We start from the raw sequence: 16550 nt of genomic DNA, 5'->3' as shown, positions 1-16550 counted from the left end.
TCACTTTCCGGGACGTTTACCTTTCCATGGCCATTCGATTATCGTCCGGAATGCCCGAGATCGTCGACGCGGTCGACTATCTCCTGTGCGTCCGCGTTGCCGGAGAACCGCCGCGCGGCCGCCGACAGCGAGTGCAGCCGCTGGCGCGTGCGCGGCGACCGCAGCGCACCCGCGAGCTCGATCGCCTCCTCGCCGACGGCGATGGCGACGTCGAGGTCGCCGTCGAGCGCGTGCACGGTGGCCAGCCAGATCAACGTCAGTGACCGGCTGCGCGTCATCCCGCCCTGGTACCCGGCGATCGCCTCGGTGAGCGCGGGGATGCCGTCGCGGCCGTGCCGGACGTCGACCACCTGGGCCAGTTCGCCGTGCACCGTGCCGACCATGGCGGCCATGTCGGCGGGGCCGAAGAACGCGGCCCACGGCGACGTTTCGCGCCCCTCGGCCTCCGCGAACTCCTGGCGGGCGCGGCGCAGGTGGGTCAGCGCTTCGGTGACGTCGGCCTTCTTGGCGTGCGCCCACGCCTGGCTGGCCGACAGGATCGCCTGCGCGAGCTTGGAGTGCGCCTGCAGCGCCGCTTCCCGGCCGCGCGCGAACTCGCCGAGCGCCGCGTCGACGGCGCCGTAGTGCAGGTGCAGCCGCCCGATGCGGTAGCGGATGTTGGCCTGCAGGTCGTCGTTCCCGGCTTCGACGGCCAGCTCCAGCGCCCGCGCGAACGCCTCCAGCGCGGCGGCCGGGCGGTCCTGGTCGAAGTTCGTCCAGCCGGCCAGGTTGCAGAGGTCGGCGACGGCGGTGCAGAGCCGCGCCAGCACGACGGTCTTGGCCACGCCGTCCAGCAGTGCCGCGGCGGCGGGCAGCCGCGCCTCGACGGCCGCCCGGCAGGCACCACCGCCGTAGCGGTAGTCCAGGGCCCTGAGCTCCGCGACGACGTCTTCGAGCCGGCGCACGTCGGCGAGACCCACGCGCGTGCCGCGCACGTCGCCCCGCCCTTCACTGCCCGTCATGGCAGCCCTCCGTCCGTAGAGAGCTGCCGGTGCCGGGCAGCTCCCGTTCATTCCCCGCCGGGCCAGGCCGGAGCCCGTTCCTTCGAGGGACTGGCACCGGGCAGGACCCCGGTGGCGGTGAGCACCACTCCCGTGGCGGTTTCCGCGATCTTGACGGCGGCCAGCAGGCCGGTGAGGGCGAGCGAGCCGCCGAGCCCCAGCTTCGCGAACTCGTCTTCGGAGGTTTCGGTTCCGCGCTGCCGCGGTATCGCGCCGGTCACGATTCAACCTTTCGGGTGGTTCCGGACGCACTCGGGCGATCGCCGCGGGGAATCAACCGATCCCGCGCGGCGAAAATCCACCGGATGGTCGACATCCTGGTTTCTTGATGGCTCCTCATCGAATTGATCGCGATCCGAATACGCGCGCCCACAGCGACGCCTCCCGCGCTAGCCGAACAATTCTTGACACCATCCGGGTGAACGGCGACACGCCCGTCGCAGATCACCTCGCCCCGCCGCACCAGCCGGCGTTTCGCGACTTCAGCCCACGATAGCCAGCACCTGCCGGGCCATCAGCCCCCAAGCAGCCCAACCGCGGTATCGCACGTGCACCTGCACGACCGCCGGGCGAGCGGCGTCCGCACGAACCGAATGCAATTTCAAAGTAACGATTCAAAAGCCGAAGAATACTGGTACAACCGGCCGGCGGATCACGCAATTGTCCGCCGGCCAGCTGCGGATCGGATACGGAGGTCCGCTATTGCTTGCGGGTTCCGCAGTCGATCAGTTTTTGACGTGTTCCACCCAGATCCGGACGGTTTCGGCGTCGACGGGCGACTGCCACCCGCCGGGCCGGACCGCGCTCCCGACATGGAACCCGCGCACCCCGCCCGCGCGCAAGAGGTGCACCTGCTGCGCGCGCAGGCCGCCGCCGACGAGCAGCTCCGGACCGCCGTCGCGCTGCGCGAGCCGCTGCAGCACGGAAAGCCCACTGGCTACCCCGTTGGGGTGGCCGGCCGCGAGCACGGTGTCACAGCCGAGCTCGGCCAGCTGCTCGTAGGCGCGCAAGGGATCCCGGGTGCGGTCGATGGCGCGGTGGAACGTCCACGGCAGACCGTCGACCTCCTTGATCAGCGCTTCGCAGGCGTCCAGGTCGATCTCGCTGTCGATGTTCAGGAAGCCGAAGACGAACTCGCGCGCGCCCGCGTCGATCAGCCGGGCGGTGTCCGCGCGCAGCCCTTCGAGATCACCGACGGCGAAGGAACCGTTGTCCCGCAACATGACCCGCACCGGGAGGTCGGTCGCCGAAAGCACGTCGCGCAGGGTTTCCACCGACGGGGTCAGGCCGTCCTGCGCCATGTCCGTCACCAGTTCGAGGCGGTCCGCCCCGCCCGCCTGCGCGCCTTCGGCGTCCGCCGCGTCCAGCGCGATCACTTCCAGCAGGGGCGTCTTCGAGCTCATGCCTCAATCCGTTTCACTGGTTCCGGGTGTCGTCCCCCCTGGCATGACGCCCTCGCCGGAAGCCGCCTTGAAGGCTCGTCATCCGCTCGCGCACCGCTTCCGGGGAAAGAGAGAGTATCGGCCGCTGCTCCGGCACCGCTCCCGGCCCGGCGGCGACGTCGTCGGTCTGCAGGAACGGCCAGGTGTCCTCGGCGCCGTCCTCCTGCTCCAGCTCGGCCGGGGTCGGCCACTCGTAGGCGGGCTCGATCGCGGCCGGCGGGGCGACGGGCGGGAACTGCGGGTCGGTGTCCTCGTCGTCCGGGTTCGACGCGGAGCTTTCACGTGAAAGCTCCGCCCCTAGGTCGCCGCTTTCACGTGAAAGCGGCGGCGGGGGCGGCGGCGGCGGCGGGGGCGGCGGGGGTGCGGCGGGCAGCGCGTGGCGCGGCTGCGGTTCGGCGGGCCGGGGCTCCTGCGCCACCGGGAGCGGCTCGGCGGCCGGCCGCTCGGGTGCCGCCGCGGGCGCGGCCGCCGCGTCGAACCAGCGCGACAGGACGTCCCGGTAGGCGGGCATCCGCTCGGTCGGGGCGTCGAAGTCCAGGTGCGAGTCGTCGTCCGCGGTCGGCCACTCCGGGCTGTGCTCGCGGGCCACCACGGGCGCCCGGCGCGGCGGGCCGGCCTCGATCGACGGCGGGGTCAGCTCCTCCGGCTCCGGCTCCGGTTCGGGCTCCGGTTCCGGCTCGGCCGGCGTGAGCGGGGCCAGCGGCGCCAGCAGCTCCGGCTCGGGCGCGGCGGCGGGCTCGGCGGGCGGGGGCGGGCCGGGCATCGGCGGCAGCTCGACGATCAGGGCGGTGGGCACCAGGACCGTCGCGACGAGCCCGCCGTCCGCGCCCGGGCTCAGGCTGACGTCGATGCGGTGGCGCGTGGCCAGCGTCGCGACGACGAACAGGCCCATCCGGCGGGAGACCTCGACGTCGACGTCCGGCGGGTGCGCGAGCCGCACGTTGGTGCGGTCGATCTCGGCCTGCGGCATGCCGGCGCCGTGGTCGATGATCTCGATCTGCCAGTCGCCGTCGTGGGTCTCGGCGCTCGCGACGGTGACCGTCGTCTTGCCCGAGTAGCGCGTCGCGTTCTCCAGCAGCTCCGAAACGACGTGCACGAGGTCGTTGACGGCTTCCCCGCGCACGGCGACCTGCGGCGCCGGCCCGAGCTCGATCCGCTGGTAGTGCTCGACCTCCGAGAGCGCGGCGCCGATGATCTCGTCGGCCGAGACGGCGCCGGCGTCCTCGCGCGCCGAGTCGTGCCCGGAGAGGACCAGCAGGTTCTCGCTGTTGCGCCGCATCCGCGTCGCGAGGTGGTCGAGTTCGAAGAGCCCGGCGAGGGTGTCCGGGTCCTGCTCGTCGGCCTCCATCCGGTCGAGCACCGAAAGCTGCCGCTCGACGAGGTCCTGGCTGCGCTGCGAGAGGTTGACGAACATCGCGTTGACGTTCTCGCGCAGCATCGCCTGCTCGCCCGCCAGCCGGACGGCTTCGCCGTGCACCGCGTCGAACGCCCGCGCGACCTGGCCGAGCTCCTCGCGCGTGAACACCGGGACCGGCGCGACGGCCAGCCGTTTCCGCAGGTTCTCCGGGGCGGGCTCGGGGTCGGTGAGCAGGTTCTGCACGGCCGCGGGCAGCCGGTGCTCGGCGACCTCCAGCGCCGTCCGGCGCAGGATCCGCAGCGGGCGCAACAGGGACCGCGCGATGACCACCGACAGCACGCCCGCGACGAGCAGGACGCCGAGCACGACACCGCCGTCCCAGATCGCCGCCGTGCGCGCCTGCGCCGCCAGGGAGTCCGTGCGTTCCTGCAACTGGACCAAGAGGGCCTGCTGCACCTGGTGGGCGAGGTTGACCGTGTGCGTCGCCGAGACGTCCCACTGGTTCGCGTCGAGGCCGTTGAGGTTCTGGCCGTTTTCGGTGCGGGTCAGCGCGGACTCGACCATGTCGTTGCCGATGTCGACGACCAGCCCGATCACGGTGTCGTCGAACATCCGCTGCTGCTCGGGCGTCGCGAAGGTGCGGTAGTCGTTGCGCGCGGCGGCGAGCTCGGCTTCGGCGCCGAGCAGCGCGCGCGTGCGGTCGCGGTTGAGGCTGCCCGCGGCGAGCGCCTCGGCCAGCACCGCGCGCTTGACCGACATCTGGTCCTTGATCCGGGCCAGCGCGTTGCCGGCCAGGCGCAGCCGCGCGAGTTCGGGGTCCGAGACGTCGGCGGCGGCCGAGTCGCTGATGTCGAGCAGGCCGGAGATCAGCTCGCTGTAGGAGCGCAGCACGGCGTCGGCGGGGAACGCGGAGTGCTCCGCGGAGAAGCGGAGGCCGCCGAGCACGCGCAGCCGGTCGTCGGTCTGCTGCAGGCTTTCCGCCGCCTTGGCGTCGAGCCGGGGTTTACTGTCGGCGAGGGTCCGTTCGAACGTGCCGATCGCCTGGTCGACGCGTTTGCGCTGGCCGGTCAGGTCGGCGGTGTCGCCCTGGCGGTCCTTGGCGACGAACCGGACGGTGAGGTCGCGCTCGCGTTGCAGCTCGTGGATGGCTTCGGCGACCGTGCTGTCGACGCGGCCGCGGGTGGCGAACTCCGCGAGCTGCCGGGCGTCCCGCAGGTCCGAGCTGATCCGCAGGCCGACGAGCGCGATGACCGCCAGCGCGGGGATGAGGAGGACGGCGAAGAGCTTCGTGCCGAGACGCCAGTTGCGGAGCCGCCAGCGGCCGCCGGCCGGACGTGGATCCGCCGCGTCGCCGCCCTTGCGGGGACGCTTGTCGCGACGGGTCACCTGGTTTCCTTTTCCGCCGCGGGCGGGAACCCGCGGATCTGACAGCACCTCGAACCTACTGAACGGTAGCCCGCCCCATGAAGATCCGAAAGCCGCGCTGGCGCGATACGGCCCTGCCCGCGATCGTATGGGGCGCGGACCATACGATCCAGCACGAGAACCAGATTCTCGCGGTAGGTGAAGGTTCATGATCAGACGCGGAATGCTGATTCCGCTGGTAGCGGCGTTTCTGGCGACCGCGGGCTGTGGCGTGTTCGAATCCGGTTCGGCCGCCCCGCCACCGCCGTTGGAACGGACCACGCTGCGCGTCGGTGTGGGCAACGCCATCGACACGGCCCCGCTGCGGATCGCCGTCGCGGCCGGGAAGTTCGGCGCCGCGGGCCTGAACGTGCAGCTCGTCGAGCTCGGCGGGGAGGACGGGCTGGCCAAGCTGACCGCGGGTGACCTCGACGTCACGTTCGGGTCCGACATCGCGTTGTTCCGCGCCGCGGCCGGCGGGACGGCCCTGCAGCTGCAGGGCGAGGCCTACACGTCCGGGCCGAACACGATGGCCCTGGTCACCCTGCCCGGCTCCGACTACACCGTGCCGACGTCGAAGAAGTCGCCCCGGATCGCGGTGAACATGCTCGACGACGTCGGCGCGCTCGCCGCGCGGTCGGTACTCGGGACGGCGGGCGTCGACGTGACGAAGATCAAGTTCCGGCAGGTCGCGTTCGACCAGATGCCGCAGTCCCTGCAGGCCGGCGACGTCGACGCGGCGCTGATGATCGAGCCGTACATCACCCGCGCCGAGAAGGACCTCGGCGCCCACATCCTCGCCGACGGCGCACGCGGGGCGACGCTCGACTTCCCGCTGTCGGCGTACGCGTCGGCCAAGCCGTTCGCGCAGGCCAACCCGCGCACGCTGGCGGCGTTCCGCACGGCCCTGGGCGCGGCCCAGCAGACCGCGACCGACCCGGCCACCGTCCGCGACGCGCTCCCGAAGTTCTCCGACATCGACACGACCACGGCGGCCCTGATCTCGCTCGGCTCGTACCCGGCGTCGCTCAACGGCATCCGGCTGCAGCGCGTCGCCGACCTCATGCACAACTCGGGACTGCTGGCGAACCGCCTCGACGTCCAGAGCCTGCTCCCCGGCCAGAGCGGTATTTAGCTGTCGCCAAACTTGCACTTGGTCTACTTTTGCACTCAGTCTACTTGAGGAGTGCGTGATGACCGAGGTCCTGATCGCCGGAGCCGGACCGACCGGCCTGATGCTCGCCGCCGAACTCGCCTTGGCCGGGGTCGAGGTGACCGTCCTCGACCGCCGGGACGGCCCCGGACTGCCGCGGCCGGTCGGCCTGCAGCCCCGCACCGCGGAGCTGTTCGACCTGCGCGGACTGGACACCAGCCCGGAGGCGGACGGCCCGAGCGGGCACTTCGCCGGGCTGCCGGTGGCCCTGGACCACAGCGTCTGGCGGACCCGGCACCCGCGGGTGCTCAACCGCACGCAGGACGACGTCGAGGCGATGCTCGCCGAACACGCGCTCGCACACGGCGCGGTCGTCGAACGCGGCCACGAGGTCACCACCGTGGACGTCGACGCGGACGGCGTCACCGTCGACGGCCTCCGCGCCCGCTGGCTGGTGGCCTGCGACGGGGCGCACAGCACCGTCCGACGGCTGCTCGGGCTGGCGTTCCCCGGCCGCACCGAGACCTACGTCGCCACACTCGCGCACGTCCGGCTCGCCGCCGCGTCCGACCTCGTCCCGGCCCGCGCCGCGCACTTCAGCCAGGTGACGCGGCAGGCGAACGGCTACTGGTCGATGCTCACCCCGCTCGGCGACGGCGGCCACCGGTTCGTCTTCGGCTCCACGACGACGCAGCCGGGCCGCGACGCGCCTGTGTCGGACACTGAAGTCACCGAAGCCCTGACGGCCCTTTACGGCGCCGAGACGCGGCTGGGCGAGCTGTACGGCGCTTCGCGGTTCAACGACGCCACGCGGCAGCTGGAGCACTACCGGCACGGCCGGGTCCTCTTCGCCGGCGACGCCGCGCACATCCACCCGCCGCTCGGCGGACAAGGACTCAACCTCGGCGTCCAGGACGCCGTCAACCTCGGCTGGAAGCTGGCCGCGACGGTCCGCGGCACGGCGCCGGCCGGGCTGCTCGACAGCTACCACGACGAACGCCACCCGGCCGCCGCGCGCGTACTTCGGCACACAGCGGCCCAGCGCGTGTTCACGACGCCGGAGCGCACCGAAAACGTCGAGGCGCTGCGCGAGATCGTCGTCGACCTGATGCGGACGTCGGACGGCAACCGCTACTTCAGCGGGCTGCTGTCCGGGCTCGCGCTGAGCTACCCCGGCGCCCAGCGCATCCCGGACCTCGACTTGACGACGGCGGGCGGCCCGACACGGCTCTCGGCGCTGCTGCACGACGGCCGTGGCCTGCTCCTCGACCTGGGCGACCACCCCGAGCCGCCGGGCTTCCGCGGGCAGGTCCGCCTGGTTCGCGCGGCCACCGCGGACGAGGAGTTCCGCGGCCGGCTCCTGCTGCTGCGCCCGGACGGGTACGCGGTCGACCCCGCCGACCTCACCCGCTGGTTCGGCTGGTGAGGCCGTCGAGCAGGAGATCGCACAGGCGGGCGGCCTTGGCATCGCGGGCGGGCCGGGGTGCCACGGTGAAGATGCCGATGAGGGAGGCGGCGATGTCGTCGGCGGTGACGTCGGGGCGGAGGTCGCCCGCCGCGCGGCCGGCGTCGAGGATCGTGGTGATCGCCGCCAGCAGCTCGGTCCGCGTCCGCGCGTGGGCGATCTCGCCCGCCTCGATCATCGCGAGCAACGTGTCCAACATGCCGTTCTTGGTCGCGATCCAGTCGCCGAACAGGTCCATCCAGCGCCGCATCGCCGCGGCCGGGGGCAGCTCTCCGAGCAGCTCGCGGGCGCCGGTCGTCAGCCGCGCAACCTGGTCGCGGTAGACGGCGTCGACCAGCGACTCGCGGGTCGGGAAGTGCCGGTAGAGCGTGGCGATGCCGACCCCGGCCTCGCGGGCGATCGCGCGCATCGACGGCTCGGCGTCCGCCGCGACGAACATGCGCGTCGCCACCGCGAGCAGCTGGTCGCGGTTGCGGGTCGCGTCCGCGCGCATCGGCACCTCGGTCAAAACGGATCACGCTCCGGTTGTTGTGTTAGGCTCGAAAACAGAAACGGAGCATAGTCCGTTTCGGTGCGTCCGGAGGAGACCCATGCAGAAATCCAGGGCGGTCCGGCTCGAGGCGTTCGGCGGCCCCGAGGTGCTCGACGTCCGGGACGTCCCCGTGCCGCGGCCCGGCCCGGGGCAGCTCCGGGTGCGGGTCACCGCGGCCGGGCTGAACCCGATGGACTGGATCATGACCGCCGACGCGGACACCGCCGCCCGGTTCGGCTTGAGCCTTCCGGCGGGGTTCGGGACCGACTACGCGGGCGTGGTCGACCAGGTCGGCGAGGGCGTGACCGGCTTCGCGCCGGGCGACCGCGTGTTCGGGAGCGCGCTGTCCCGCGCAATCGCCGACTTCGTAGTGGTCGACGCGACCGGCGAAGTCGCGGCGAACGAGGCTCACCGCACGCCCGAGGGCGTCGACGACCGCACCGCCGCCACCCTCGCGATCGCCGGCCGCACGGCGTCGGCCGCCCTCGCCGCGGCCGCCCCCGGCCCGGACGACACCGTGCTGGTCGGCGGCGCGGCGGGCGGGGTCGGGGTGTTCGCGGTCCAGCTGGCCCGGCTCGCCGGCGCGCGCGTGCTCGGCACGGGATCGGCGTCTTCGGCCGATTTCCTGCGCGACCTCGGCGCCGAGCCGGTGGCCTACGGCGACGGCCTGGCCGACCGGGTCCGGGCCCTCGCGCCCGGCGGGATCACCGCCGCCGTCGACCTGCACGGGACGGAGACGGTGCACGCCGCGCGCGAACTCGGCGTCCCGGACGGCCGCATCTGCACCATCGCCACGCAGGTCGACGGCGTGCCGGCGGCCAACGGCGCGAACGCCGCCCCCGGCGCCCTGGCCGAAATCGCCCGCCTGGTCGCGGCGGGCCGGCTCCGGGTGCCGATCGCGGCGAGCTTCCCGATCGAGCGGATCCGCCACGCGGCCGAGCTGCAGGCCGGCCGGCACGTGCACGGCAAGATCGTCGTCGACCTCGGGAGCTAGATGTTCTCCCCCGGCGGGGCCAGGCACACCGTGCGCGACGGCGAGCCGGCGTAGGAGAGCACCTTGTCGGCGCGGTCGCACTCGTCTTCGCGTCCGTACCCGGACAGGATCTGGGCGCGCTCCTGCACCGCCGGGTCGGAGCAGCTCACCTTGGCGACCGTCGTCTCGTCGTCCAGGCCGCGCAGGCAGTCGCCGGTCCGGACGTTGAGGGCCAGGCAGAGCAGCTCGCCGCTGCCGAGCCGGAACCGCACGTAGTCGCCGGCGGCGCACGAGCCGGACGCGCGGCGGCTGCTCTCGACCTTGTACGTCGCGCGGTCGGAGCTGCAGCCGGCGTTGTGGTAGGCGATCCGGTCGCCGCTCTCCCGCGTCAGGTACAGGCAGTCGCCGTCCGACGGGGTGCCGTAGCGGCCGGCCTGGCTGATGCCCCACGCGGCCAGCGACCCCAGGGCCAGCGCCAGGACGACGCACACGATGAGCGTGGTCCGCACCTTCGGGGTGAACCAGTGCGGGATGGGCCGGTGCCCCGGTGCCAGGGGCATCGGGGCAGGTGCCGCGGCGTAGCTCGGCGTCCGGAACGGGTTGTCGTCGGACGGTGGTGTGGTCAAAGTGCCCTCCCGTGATCCCCTCGGCACCTCGTCCCACCGGCGGCGCCGCGAGCGAGGCACGTATAACAGTAGTTGTGACTGATGGCCCCCTGATCGTCCAGTCCGACAAGACCGTGCTCCTGGAGGTCGACCACCCCCAGGCCGATGACGCGCGGATCGCGATCGCGCCGTTCGCCGAGCTCGAACGGGCGCCCGAGCACGTCCACACCTACCGGATCACGCCGCTGGCCTTGTGGAACGCGCGCGCCGCCGGCCACGACGCCGAACAGGTCGTCGACGCCCTGACGACGTACTCGCGCTTCCCGGTGCCGCAGCCGCTGCTGATCGACGTCGTCGACGTCATGGGCCGGTTCGGGCGGCTGCAGATCGCCAACCACCCGGCGCACGGCCTCGTGATGTCGACCACCGACCGCGCGGTGCTGACCGAGGTCGTCCGGAACAAGAAGATCAGCCCGATGCTCGGCGCCCGGATCGACGAGGACACGGTCATCGTGCACCCGTCCGAGCGCGGGCGGCTGAAGCAGGCGCTGCTGAAGGTCGGCTGGCCGGCCGAGGACCTCGCCGGGTACGTCGACGGCGAAGCGCACCCGATCGCCCTCGACGAGACGGACTGGCAGCTGCGCGACTACCAGCGTCAGGCCGCGGAGGCGTTCTGGGCGGGCGGCTCCGGCGTCGTCGTGCTGCCGTGCGGCGCGGGCAAGACGATGGTCGGCGCGGCGGCCATGGCGAAGGCCGAGGCGACGACGCTGATCCTGGTGACCAACACGGTCGCCGGGCGCCAGTGGAAGCGCGAGCTGATCGCGCGGACGTCGCTGACCGAGGAGGAGATCGGCGAGTACTCCGGCGAGAAGAAGGAGATCCGGCCGGTCACCATCGCGACCTACCAGGTCGTCACCCGCAAGACCAAGGGCGAGTACCGGCACCTGGAGCTGTTCGACTCGCGCGACTGGGGCCTGGTCGTCTACGACGAGGTCCACCTGCTGCCCGCACCGGTGTTCCGGATGACGGCGGACCTGCAGTCCCGGCGGCGCCTCGGCCTGACCGCGACGCTGGTGCGCGAGGACGGCCGCGAGGGCGACGTCTTCTCGCTGATCGGGCCGAAGCGCTACGACGTCCCGTGGCGCGACATCGAGGCGCAGGGCTGGATCGCGCCGGCCAAGTGCACCGAGGTTCGCGTGACGCTGACCGACGCCGAACGCCTGGAATACGCGACGGCCGAGGCCGACGAGCGGTACAAGCTCGCGGCGACGGCGTTGACGAAGACCCCCGTGATCAAGTCCATTGTGGAGAGTCACGCGGGCGAGCCGACGCTGGTGATCGGCGCGTACCTCGACCAGCTGGAGATGCTGGGCGACGAGCTCGACGCCCCGGTGATCCAGGGCGCGACCCGCAACAAGGAGCGCGAGGAGCTGTTCGACAAGTTCCGCCGCGGCGAGATCCGGACGCTCGTGGTGTCGAAGGTGGCGAACTTCTCGATCGACCTGCCCGAGGCATCGGTGGCGATCCAGATCTCCGGGACGTTCGGCTCCCGCCAGGAGGAAGCCCAGCGGCTGGGCAGGTTGCTGCGTCCGAAGGGCGACGGCCGCCAGGCGCACTTCTATTCGATCGTCTCGCGCGACACGGTCGACACGGAGTACGCGGCGCACCGGCAGCGGTTCCTGGCGGAGCAGGGGTACGCGTACCACATCGTCGACGCGGACGACCTGCTCCGGCCGCTCTAGCGCGCCGCTCGCGCGGGACAGACGCCCGCGGCGAGCCACTTCTCCCGCAGCTCGGCCGGGATGGTCAGGGCGGTCGGCTGACCGTTGGTGAGCGTGCGGACGCTGCCGCCGAGCAGGAGGCTGCCCGCCTTGTCGAGCACCGCCGTGGCGGTCCGGCTGCGGTCCTCGGCCCGTTCCAGCAGCCGCATCAGCCGCACGCCGGTGCCGACCGCGCGGCCCCAGACTCGCGAGCGCGGCACCTCGAGCCAGTCGGCGACCTCCGGGTCGACGACCTGGCGCACGACCGCGGCGGCCACCCCGTCGAACGCCTTGCCGGGGATCATGTCCTCGTAGAGGCGCAGGAGGTTGCGGGTCAGCTCGATGCCTTCGGGTGACGGGCCGTAGGACGCCTCGACGAGTTCGGCGTTCAGCACTTGGGCCTCGGCGAGGGTTTCGGGCATCGCCTCGGCCGGGATGCCGAGCATCGCGCCGGTGACGCGCCAGACGTAGTAGTAGTCCTCCGCTTCCCGCTCGGTCACCGAAATCCCGATCCGGCGCATGCCGTCGATGACCTGGACCGAGAAGATGAGCAGGGCGCCGAGCATGTCCTGCTGGCACAGCGGCACGCCGTCCGCTGCCACGTCCCAGCGGCCGGACCGGGTGATGAAGTGGCGCACGGCGGCGTGGATCAGCCGCGTCTTCTGGATCGTCGGCACGAAGCTGCCGCCGGAGCCGAACGGGCTGGGCGCCATCATGTTCAGCACGAACTGCGACGTCTCCGACAGCCGGCGGTGCGGCTGGTTGAGCCGGTGGGTCAGCGACAGCACGCGCGATGGCCGCGGCTGGGCGTAGCAGTTCACCATGGCCCCGAACGACAGCACCGAAGCGACGTGCACGCCGTCGTCGACGAAGAACTCGTACGCGTTCGCTACCCGTTCGAGGTCCGCCCAGCCCGGCGGGTCATCGGTGACGACGAGGTAGCGGCGCACCGGCTCCGGCAGATTTTCGGGGATCGGCTGGTCGTTGTCCCGGAAGTGCGCGAGTACCTCGTTGACCACCTCGGTCGCCCCGCTCGAGACCAGCTCCGCGACCACGGCGTCGGCGAGCGGGTCACCCTGGAACTTCAGCTCTTCGAGAGCATTGTGGATTTCGGACACCTGGATGATTGTCGATCGCACCTGATTCCGAAGTCAGTAGCGTGCGGACAGAACCACTCGACCGTGCAAAAACCGGCTACCCAGAGGCACTTTTCCACCTTTTCCTCCCTCGAACGAGGAGTTGCTCGTCGAGCGTTCGGTCGATCGACGACCCGGCCGAACGCGGCTATACCTGATGAGCTCAGTTCGGAGAAGGGAAATCCACCGTGGCCGATTCGGCGATTCTGCTGGCGCTCAACGACATCGCGCCGGGTTCGGTGCTCGATGACCAGCTGAAGCGGATCTGCGAGCACCTCGCAGGCGACGGCCACGACGTCGTGCGCGCCGGCACCGACGACGACGCGCTCGCCCTCGTGCAGAGCCGCGCGGACCTCACCGCCGCGCTGGTCAGCTGGAACGACGGCGACGGTGACGCCGCCGAAGCCGTGCTGAAGGCACTGGTCGGCCGGTTCACCAAGCTCCCGGTGTTCCTCGTGACCTCCTCGACGGCCGTGGACGACCTGCCGCTCTGGGTGTCCGAAGTGATCTGCGGGTACGTGTGGCTGCTGGAGGACACGCCGGGATTCATCGCCGGGCGGATCGGCGTGGCGGCGCGGCGCTACCGGGACGAAATCCTGCCGCCGTTCTTCCGGGAACTGCGCCGGTTCGACGACACCCACGAATACTCGTGGCACACCCCCGCCCACGCCGGCGGCGTCGCCTTTCTGAAGTCACCGGTCGGCCGGGCGTTGTTCGACTACTACGGGGAACGGTTGTTCCGCACCGACCTGTCCATTTCCGTGGCGGAACTCGGCTCGTTGTTCGAGCACACCGGCCCGATCGGCGACGCCGAGCGCAACGCCGCCCGAATTTTCGGTGCCGACCTGACGTACTTCGTGCTGCACGGCGATTCCACGGGTGACCGCATCGCCCTGCACGCGAGCATCGCCACCGACGAGCTGGTGCTCGTGGACCGCAACTGCCACAAGGCGATCTACCACGGCCTGACGCTGACCGGCGGCCGTCCGGTCTACCTGGTGCCCACGCGCAACGGCTACGGCCTGATGGGCCCGATCCCGCCCGCCGCACTCACGCCCGAAGCCGTCGCCGGGCTGGCGCCGGCGAGCCCGCTCGCGGCGGACGCCGCCGCGCCGGACCCGGTGTACGCGGTGATCACCAACTCGACCTACGACGGCCTCTGCTACGACGCCGTGCGCGTCGCCGGGCTGCTCGGGGCCACCGTGCCGCGGCTGCACCTGGACGAGGCGTGGTTCGCCTACGCCCGCTTCCACCCGCTCTACGCCCGGCGCTACGGGATGTCCGTCGACGCCGAAGCGGTGCCCGACACGGTCCGGCCCACGGTGTTCAGCACGCAGTCGACGCACAAGCTGCTCGCCGCGATGTCGCAGAGCGCGATGCTGCACGTGAAGAACTCGCCGCGCTCACCTGTCGAACACCGGCAGTTCAACGAGACGTTCATGATGCACGCGACGACGTCTCCGCTGTACCCGATGATCGCCGGGCTCGACGTCGCCGCCGGCATGATGGACGGCCCGGGCGGCCGGTGGCTGGTCGACGAGGCCGTCACCGAGGCCATCCGGTTCCGCCAGGCGGTGGCCCGCATCGGCCGCCGCATCGCCGCCGCGGGCGACCGGCCCGCCTGGTTCTTCGGCACCTGGCAGCCGGACGAGGTCGGCGACCCGGAGACCGGGCAGCGCTACCCGTTCGCGGACGCCCCGCTGGACCTGCTGCGCCGCGAACCGTCGTGTTGGACCCTCGAACCCGGCGCGGACTGGCACGGCTTCCCCGGCCTGGAGGAGGGCTACTGCCTGCTCGACCCGGTCAAGGTGAGCGTGACGTGCCCGGGCACCGACGCCCGCGGCACCGCGGCGGAGCAGGGCATCCCGGCGCGCATCCTCACGGCTTACCTCGAGACGCGGCGCATCGTCGTCGAGAAGACCGACGCGTACACCTGCCTGATCCTCTTCTCGATGGGCATCACGAAGGGCAAGTGGGGCACGCTGATCGACGGGCTCCTCGACTTCAAGACGCTCTACGACACCGGCGCGCGGCTCGCCGAGGTCCTGCCGGCGCTGGTCGAGGCGTACCCCGACCGCTACGCCGGCCTCACGCTGCGGGACCTGTGCGACCAGATGCACGCTCACCTGCGCCGGAGCGACCTGATCCCGCTCCTCGACGCGGCGTTCACGCACCCGCCCCGCCCCGAGCTGACCCCGGCCCACACCTACCAGCGGCTGCTGCGCGGCGGCACCGAGCCGGTCCGCCTCGCCGAGCTCGCCGGCCGCACGGTCGCGACCCAGGTCGTGACGACCCCGCCGGGCATCCCGGTGCTGATGCCGGGCGAGAACGCGGGCGGCCACGACGAGCCGACCCTGCGCTACCTGCGCGCGCTCGAGGACTTCGACCGCCACTTCCCGGGGTTCCCCAGCGAGACCCACGGCGTCACGCGCGACACGGCGGGCGATTACTGGATCACCTGCCTGCGCACTCCTTCGGCCTAGCGAATCGTCACAGGAGCAACTTCCGCAACTTTGCCCCCGCTCAACGCCCTGACCTGCAGTTTTTGTGATTCACTCGAACGGATGAGCGGGCGGTACGCTGGAAATTGTCGGACGTTCGAACTACTGTTCGAGGTGCAGTAGCCGAACACAAGTTCGAGGGGACGTCCATGACGATCGCACCGCTCCGCCCCGGTACGCCAGCACCGCCGGTCCAGACCCTGCCACCGGGCGCGTGGCACGGCCGGCTGTGGGTGTCCGACCTGCCGCTGACCCGGCCCGAGCGGTACCTGGGCTGCGTGGCGGAGTTCGACCGCTCCGGTCTGTGGCCGGTGCTGATCCCCCACGACCAGCGGTTCGCGGCGAACGGAGAGGACTGGATCGACGACCGGGGCCGCCTGGCGCCCGCGGGCCACCGGGTGGCGACGGCGGACCCGGCGGGAGCCCTGGACCGCTGGTGGGACGGGTCATGCTGCGACGGAGCATGCCTCCGCCCCTTCGGAGCGCGCTTCCCGGGACTGGCCAAGAAGAGCGCGCGCAAGTCGGACCCGCTGGCGGAGGCGGGCAACACGGGATCGATCTTGGCGAACCGTGCCCCGCACCGGCTGGGGCTGGTCCAGACGGAGCGCCCGGCGGACATCCCGGCCCTGCTGGGCTGGACGGGGATGATCAAGTGCACGGACCAGGTGGCAGAGCTGTCGGCGGTGTTGAGGAGCTGGGAGGACCGCTTCGGGGCAACGTTGGTGGTACTGGGGTTCGATTCGATAGAGCTATCGGTGGCGGCACCGCCGAGGAACCAGGCACGGGCATTGACGGTGGCGGCGGAGCACCGGGCGTTCAGCTTGCCGACGTTCGCGGGCCAGCCGGGGAATTTGCGGGAGTACGCATCGGGGTTGGTGCAGTCGAGGCTGTGGAGGTTTTCCTGGGCGTAGACGGTGGGACCGGGCTGGCGGCTGAGGCCGGGCCGTGGAGCCGGAGCGAGCCGGGCCGAGGCTGGCGGCGGGGCCGGAGCCGGGGTGCCGGAGGCGCCGGGGTGCCGGAGGCGCCGGGGTGCCGGAGGCGCCGGGCGGGGTGCCGGAGCGAGCCGGGCCGAGGCCGGCGGCCGGGCCGGAGCCGGGGTGCCGGAGGCGCCGGCCCAGGAGCCGGGTGCCGGAGGCGCCGGCCCAGGAGCCGGGTGCCGGAGGCGCCGGCGGGGCGCCGGTG

At 72.0% G+C, this 16550-nt stretch carries 12 protein-coding genes; 6 read left to right on the top strand and 6 right to left on the bottom strand.

Features of this window, described 5'->3' with window-relative positions; genetic code table 11:
- Positions 1–38 precede the first annotated feature (38 nt).
- The 3 genes from BLV96_RS39525 to BLV96_RS39510 all read right to left on the bottom strand — a co-directional run bounded on the left by BLV96_RS39525 (position 39) and on the right by BLV96_RS39510 (position 5225).
- Complete coding sequence (locus BLV96_RS39525) at positions 39–1292, bottom strand: NsdA family TPR-like regulatory protein (RefSeq protein ID WP_482746380.1); 1254 nt, start codon at positions 1290–1292, stop codon at positions 39–41.
- A 473-nt stretch (positions 1293–1765) separates the two neighbouring features.
- The gene (locus BLV96_RS39515) at positions 1766–2443 is read right to left on the bottom strand and encodes a copper homeostasis protein CutC (protein ID WP_091390234.1); all 678 of its coding nucleotides are present in this window, start codon (positions 2441–2443) and stop codon (positions 1766–1768) included.
- Between the two features lie 13 nt (positions 2444–2456).
- Complete coding sequence (locus tag BLV96_RS39510) at positions 2457–5225, bottom strand: sensor histidine kinase (RefSeq protein WP_208608448.1); 2769 nt, start codon at positions 5223–5225, stop codon at positions 2457–2459.
- Positions 5226–5412: 187 nt separating this feature from the next.
- Between BLV96_RS39510 and BLV96_RS39505 the strand changes: the two genes are divergently transcribed.
- Both BLV96_RS39505 and BLV96_RS39500 read left to right on the top strand, forming a co-directional pair.
- A complete protein-coding gene (locus BLV96_RS39505; RefSeq protein WP_086683142.1) occupies positions 5413–6378 on the top strand; it encodes an ABC transporter substrate-binding protein in 966 nt (321 codons plus the stop codon).
- Between the two features lie 58 nt (positions 6379–6436).
- Positions 6437–7822 (top strand): FAD-dependent monooxygenase, encoded by a 1386-nt coding sequence (locus BLV96_RS39500; RefSeq protein WP_086683138.1) that lies wholly within the window; start codon positions 6437–6439, stop codon positions 7820–7822.
- On the opposite strand, the gene BLV96_RS39495 is transcribed toward BLV96_RS39500, so the two are convergent.
- The gene (locus tag BLV96_RS39495; RefSeq protein ID WP_086683145.1) at positions 7800–8354 is read right to left on the bottom strand and encodes a TetR/AcrR family transcriptional regulator; all 555 of its coding nucleotides are present in this window, start codon (positions 8352–8354) and stop codon (positions 7800–7802) included. The genes BLV96_RS39500 and BLV96_RS39495 overlap by 23 nt on opposite strands.
- A 97-nt stretch (positions 8355–8451) precedes the next feature.
- On the opposite strand from BLV96_RS39495, the gene BLV96_RS39490 reads away from it, so the two are divergent.
- Entirely contained in the window at positions 8452–9387 is a 936-nt protein-coding gene (locus tag BLV96_RS39490) for an NADP-dependent oxidoreductase (protein ID WP_091390228.1), read from the top strand.
- Here BLV96_RS39490 and BLV96_RS39485 read toward each other — a convergent pair.
- Positions 9384–9992 (bottom strand): LppU/SCO3897 family protein, encoded by a 609-nt coding sequence (locus tag BLV96_RS39485; protein ID WP_086683423.1) that lies wholly within the window; start codon positions 9990–9992, stop codon positions 9384–9386. The genes BLV96_RS39490 and BLV96_RS39485 overlap by 4 nt on opposite strands.
- 74 nt (positions 9993–10066) lie before the next feature.
- Here BLV96_RS39485 and BLV96_RS39480 point away from each other — a divergent pair, with 74 nt between their 5' ends.
- A complete protein-coding gene (locus BLV96_RS39480) occupies positions 10067–11713 on the top strand; it encodes a DNA repair helicase XPB (protein ID WP_086683420.1) in 1647 nt (548 codons plus the stop codon).
- On the opposite strand, the gene BLV96_RS39475 is transcribed toward BLV96_RS39480, so the two are convergent.
- Positions 11710–12849 (bottom strand): oxygenase MpaB family protein, encoded by a 1140-nt coding sequence (locus BLV96_RS39475; protein ID WP_244180836.1) that lies wholly within the window; start codon positions 12847–12849, stop codon positions 11710–11712. The two genes, BLV96_RS39480 and BLV96_RS39475, sit on opposite strands and share 4 nt — an antisense overlap.
- A 206-nt stretch (positions 12850–13055) precedes the next feature.
- On the opposite strand from BLV96_RS39475, the gene BLV96_RS39470 reads away from it, so the two are divergent.
- Positions 13056–15350 (top strand): Orn/Lys/Arg family decarboxylase, encoded by a 2295-nt coding sequence (locus tag BLV96_RS39470; protein ID WP_086683414.1) that lies wholly within the window; start codon positions 13056–13058, stop codon positions 15348–15350.
- Between the two features lie 167 nt (positions 15351–15517).
- The gene (locus tag BLV96_RS39465) at positions 15518–16279 is read left to right on the top strand and encodes a DUF4253 domain-containing protein (RefSeq protein ID WP_086683411.1); all 762 of its coding nucleotides are present in this window, start codon (positions 15518–15520) and stop codon (positions 16277–16279) included.
- Positions 16280–16550 lie beyond the last annotated feature (271 nt).

The sequence above is a fragment of the Amycolatopsis pretoriensis genome (genome assembly GCF_900107925.1).
Lineage (GTDB): Bacteria > Actinomycetota > Actinomycetes > Mycobacteriales > Pseudonocardiaceae > Amycolatopsis > Amycolatopsis pretoriensis.
This window is presented reverse-complemented; position numbering and strand designations above follow the sequence as displayed.

Bases quoted from the DNA above. Each gene is read 5' to 3' on its own strand.
- BLV96_RS39465 (WP_086683411.1), top strand. From the start codon at position 15,518: ATGACGATCGCACCGCTCCGCCCCGGTACGCCAGCACCGCCGGTCCAG.
- BLV96_RS39490 (WP_091390228.1), top strand. From the start codon at position 8,452: ATGCAGAAATCCAGGGCGGTCCGGCTCGAGGCGTTCGGCGGCCCCGAG.
- BLV96_RS39495 (WP_086683145.1), bottom strand. From the start codon at position 8,354: ATGCGCGCGGACGCGACCCGCAACCGCGACCAGCTGCTCGCGGTGGCG.
- BLV96_RS39515 (WP_091390234.1), bottom strand. From the start codon at position 2,443: ATGAGCTCGAAGACGCCCCTGCTGGAAGTGATCGCGCTGGACGCGGCG.
- BLV96_RS39505 (WP_086683142.1), top strand. From the start codon at position 5,413: ATGATCAGACGCGGAATGCTGATTCCGCTGGTAGCGGCGTTTCTGGCG.
- BLV96_RS39500 (WP_086683138.1), top strand. From the start codon at position 6,437: ATGACCGAGGTCCTGATCGCCGGAGCCGGACCGACCGGCCTGATGCTC.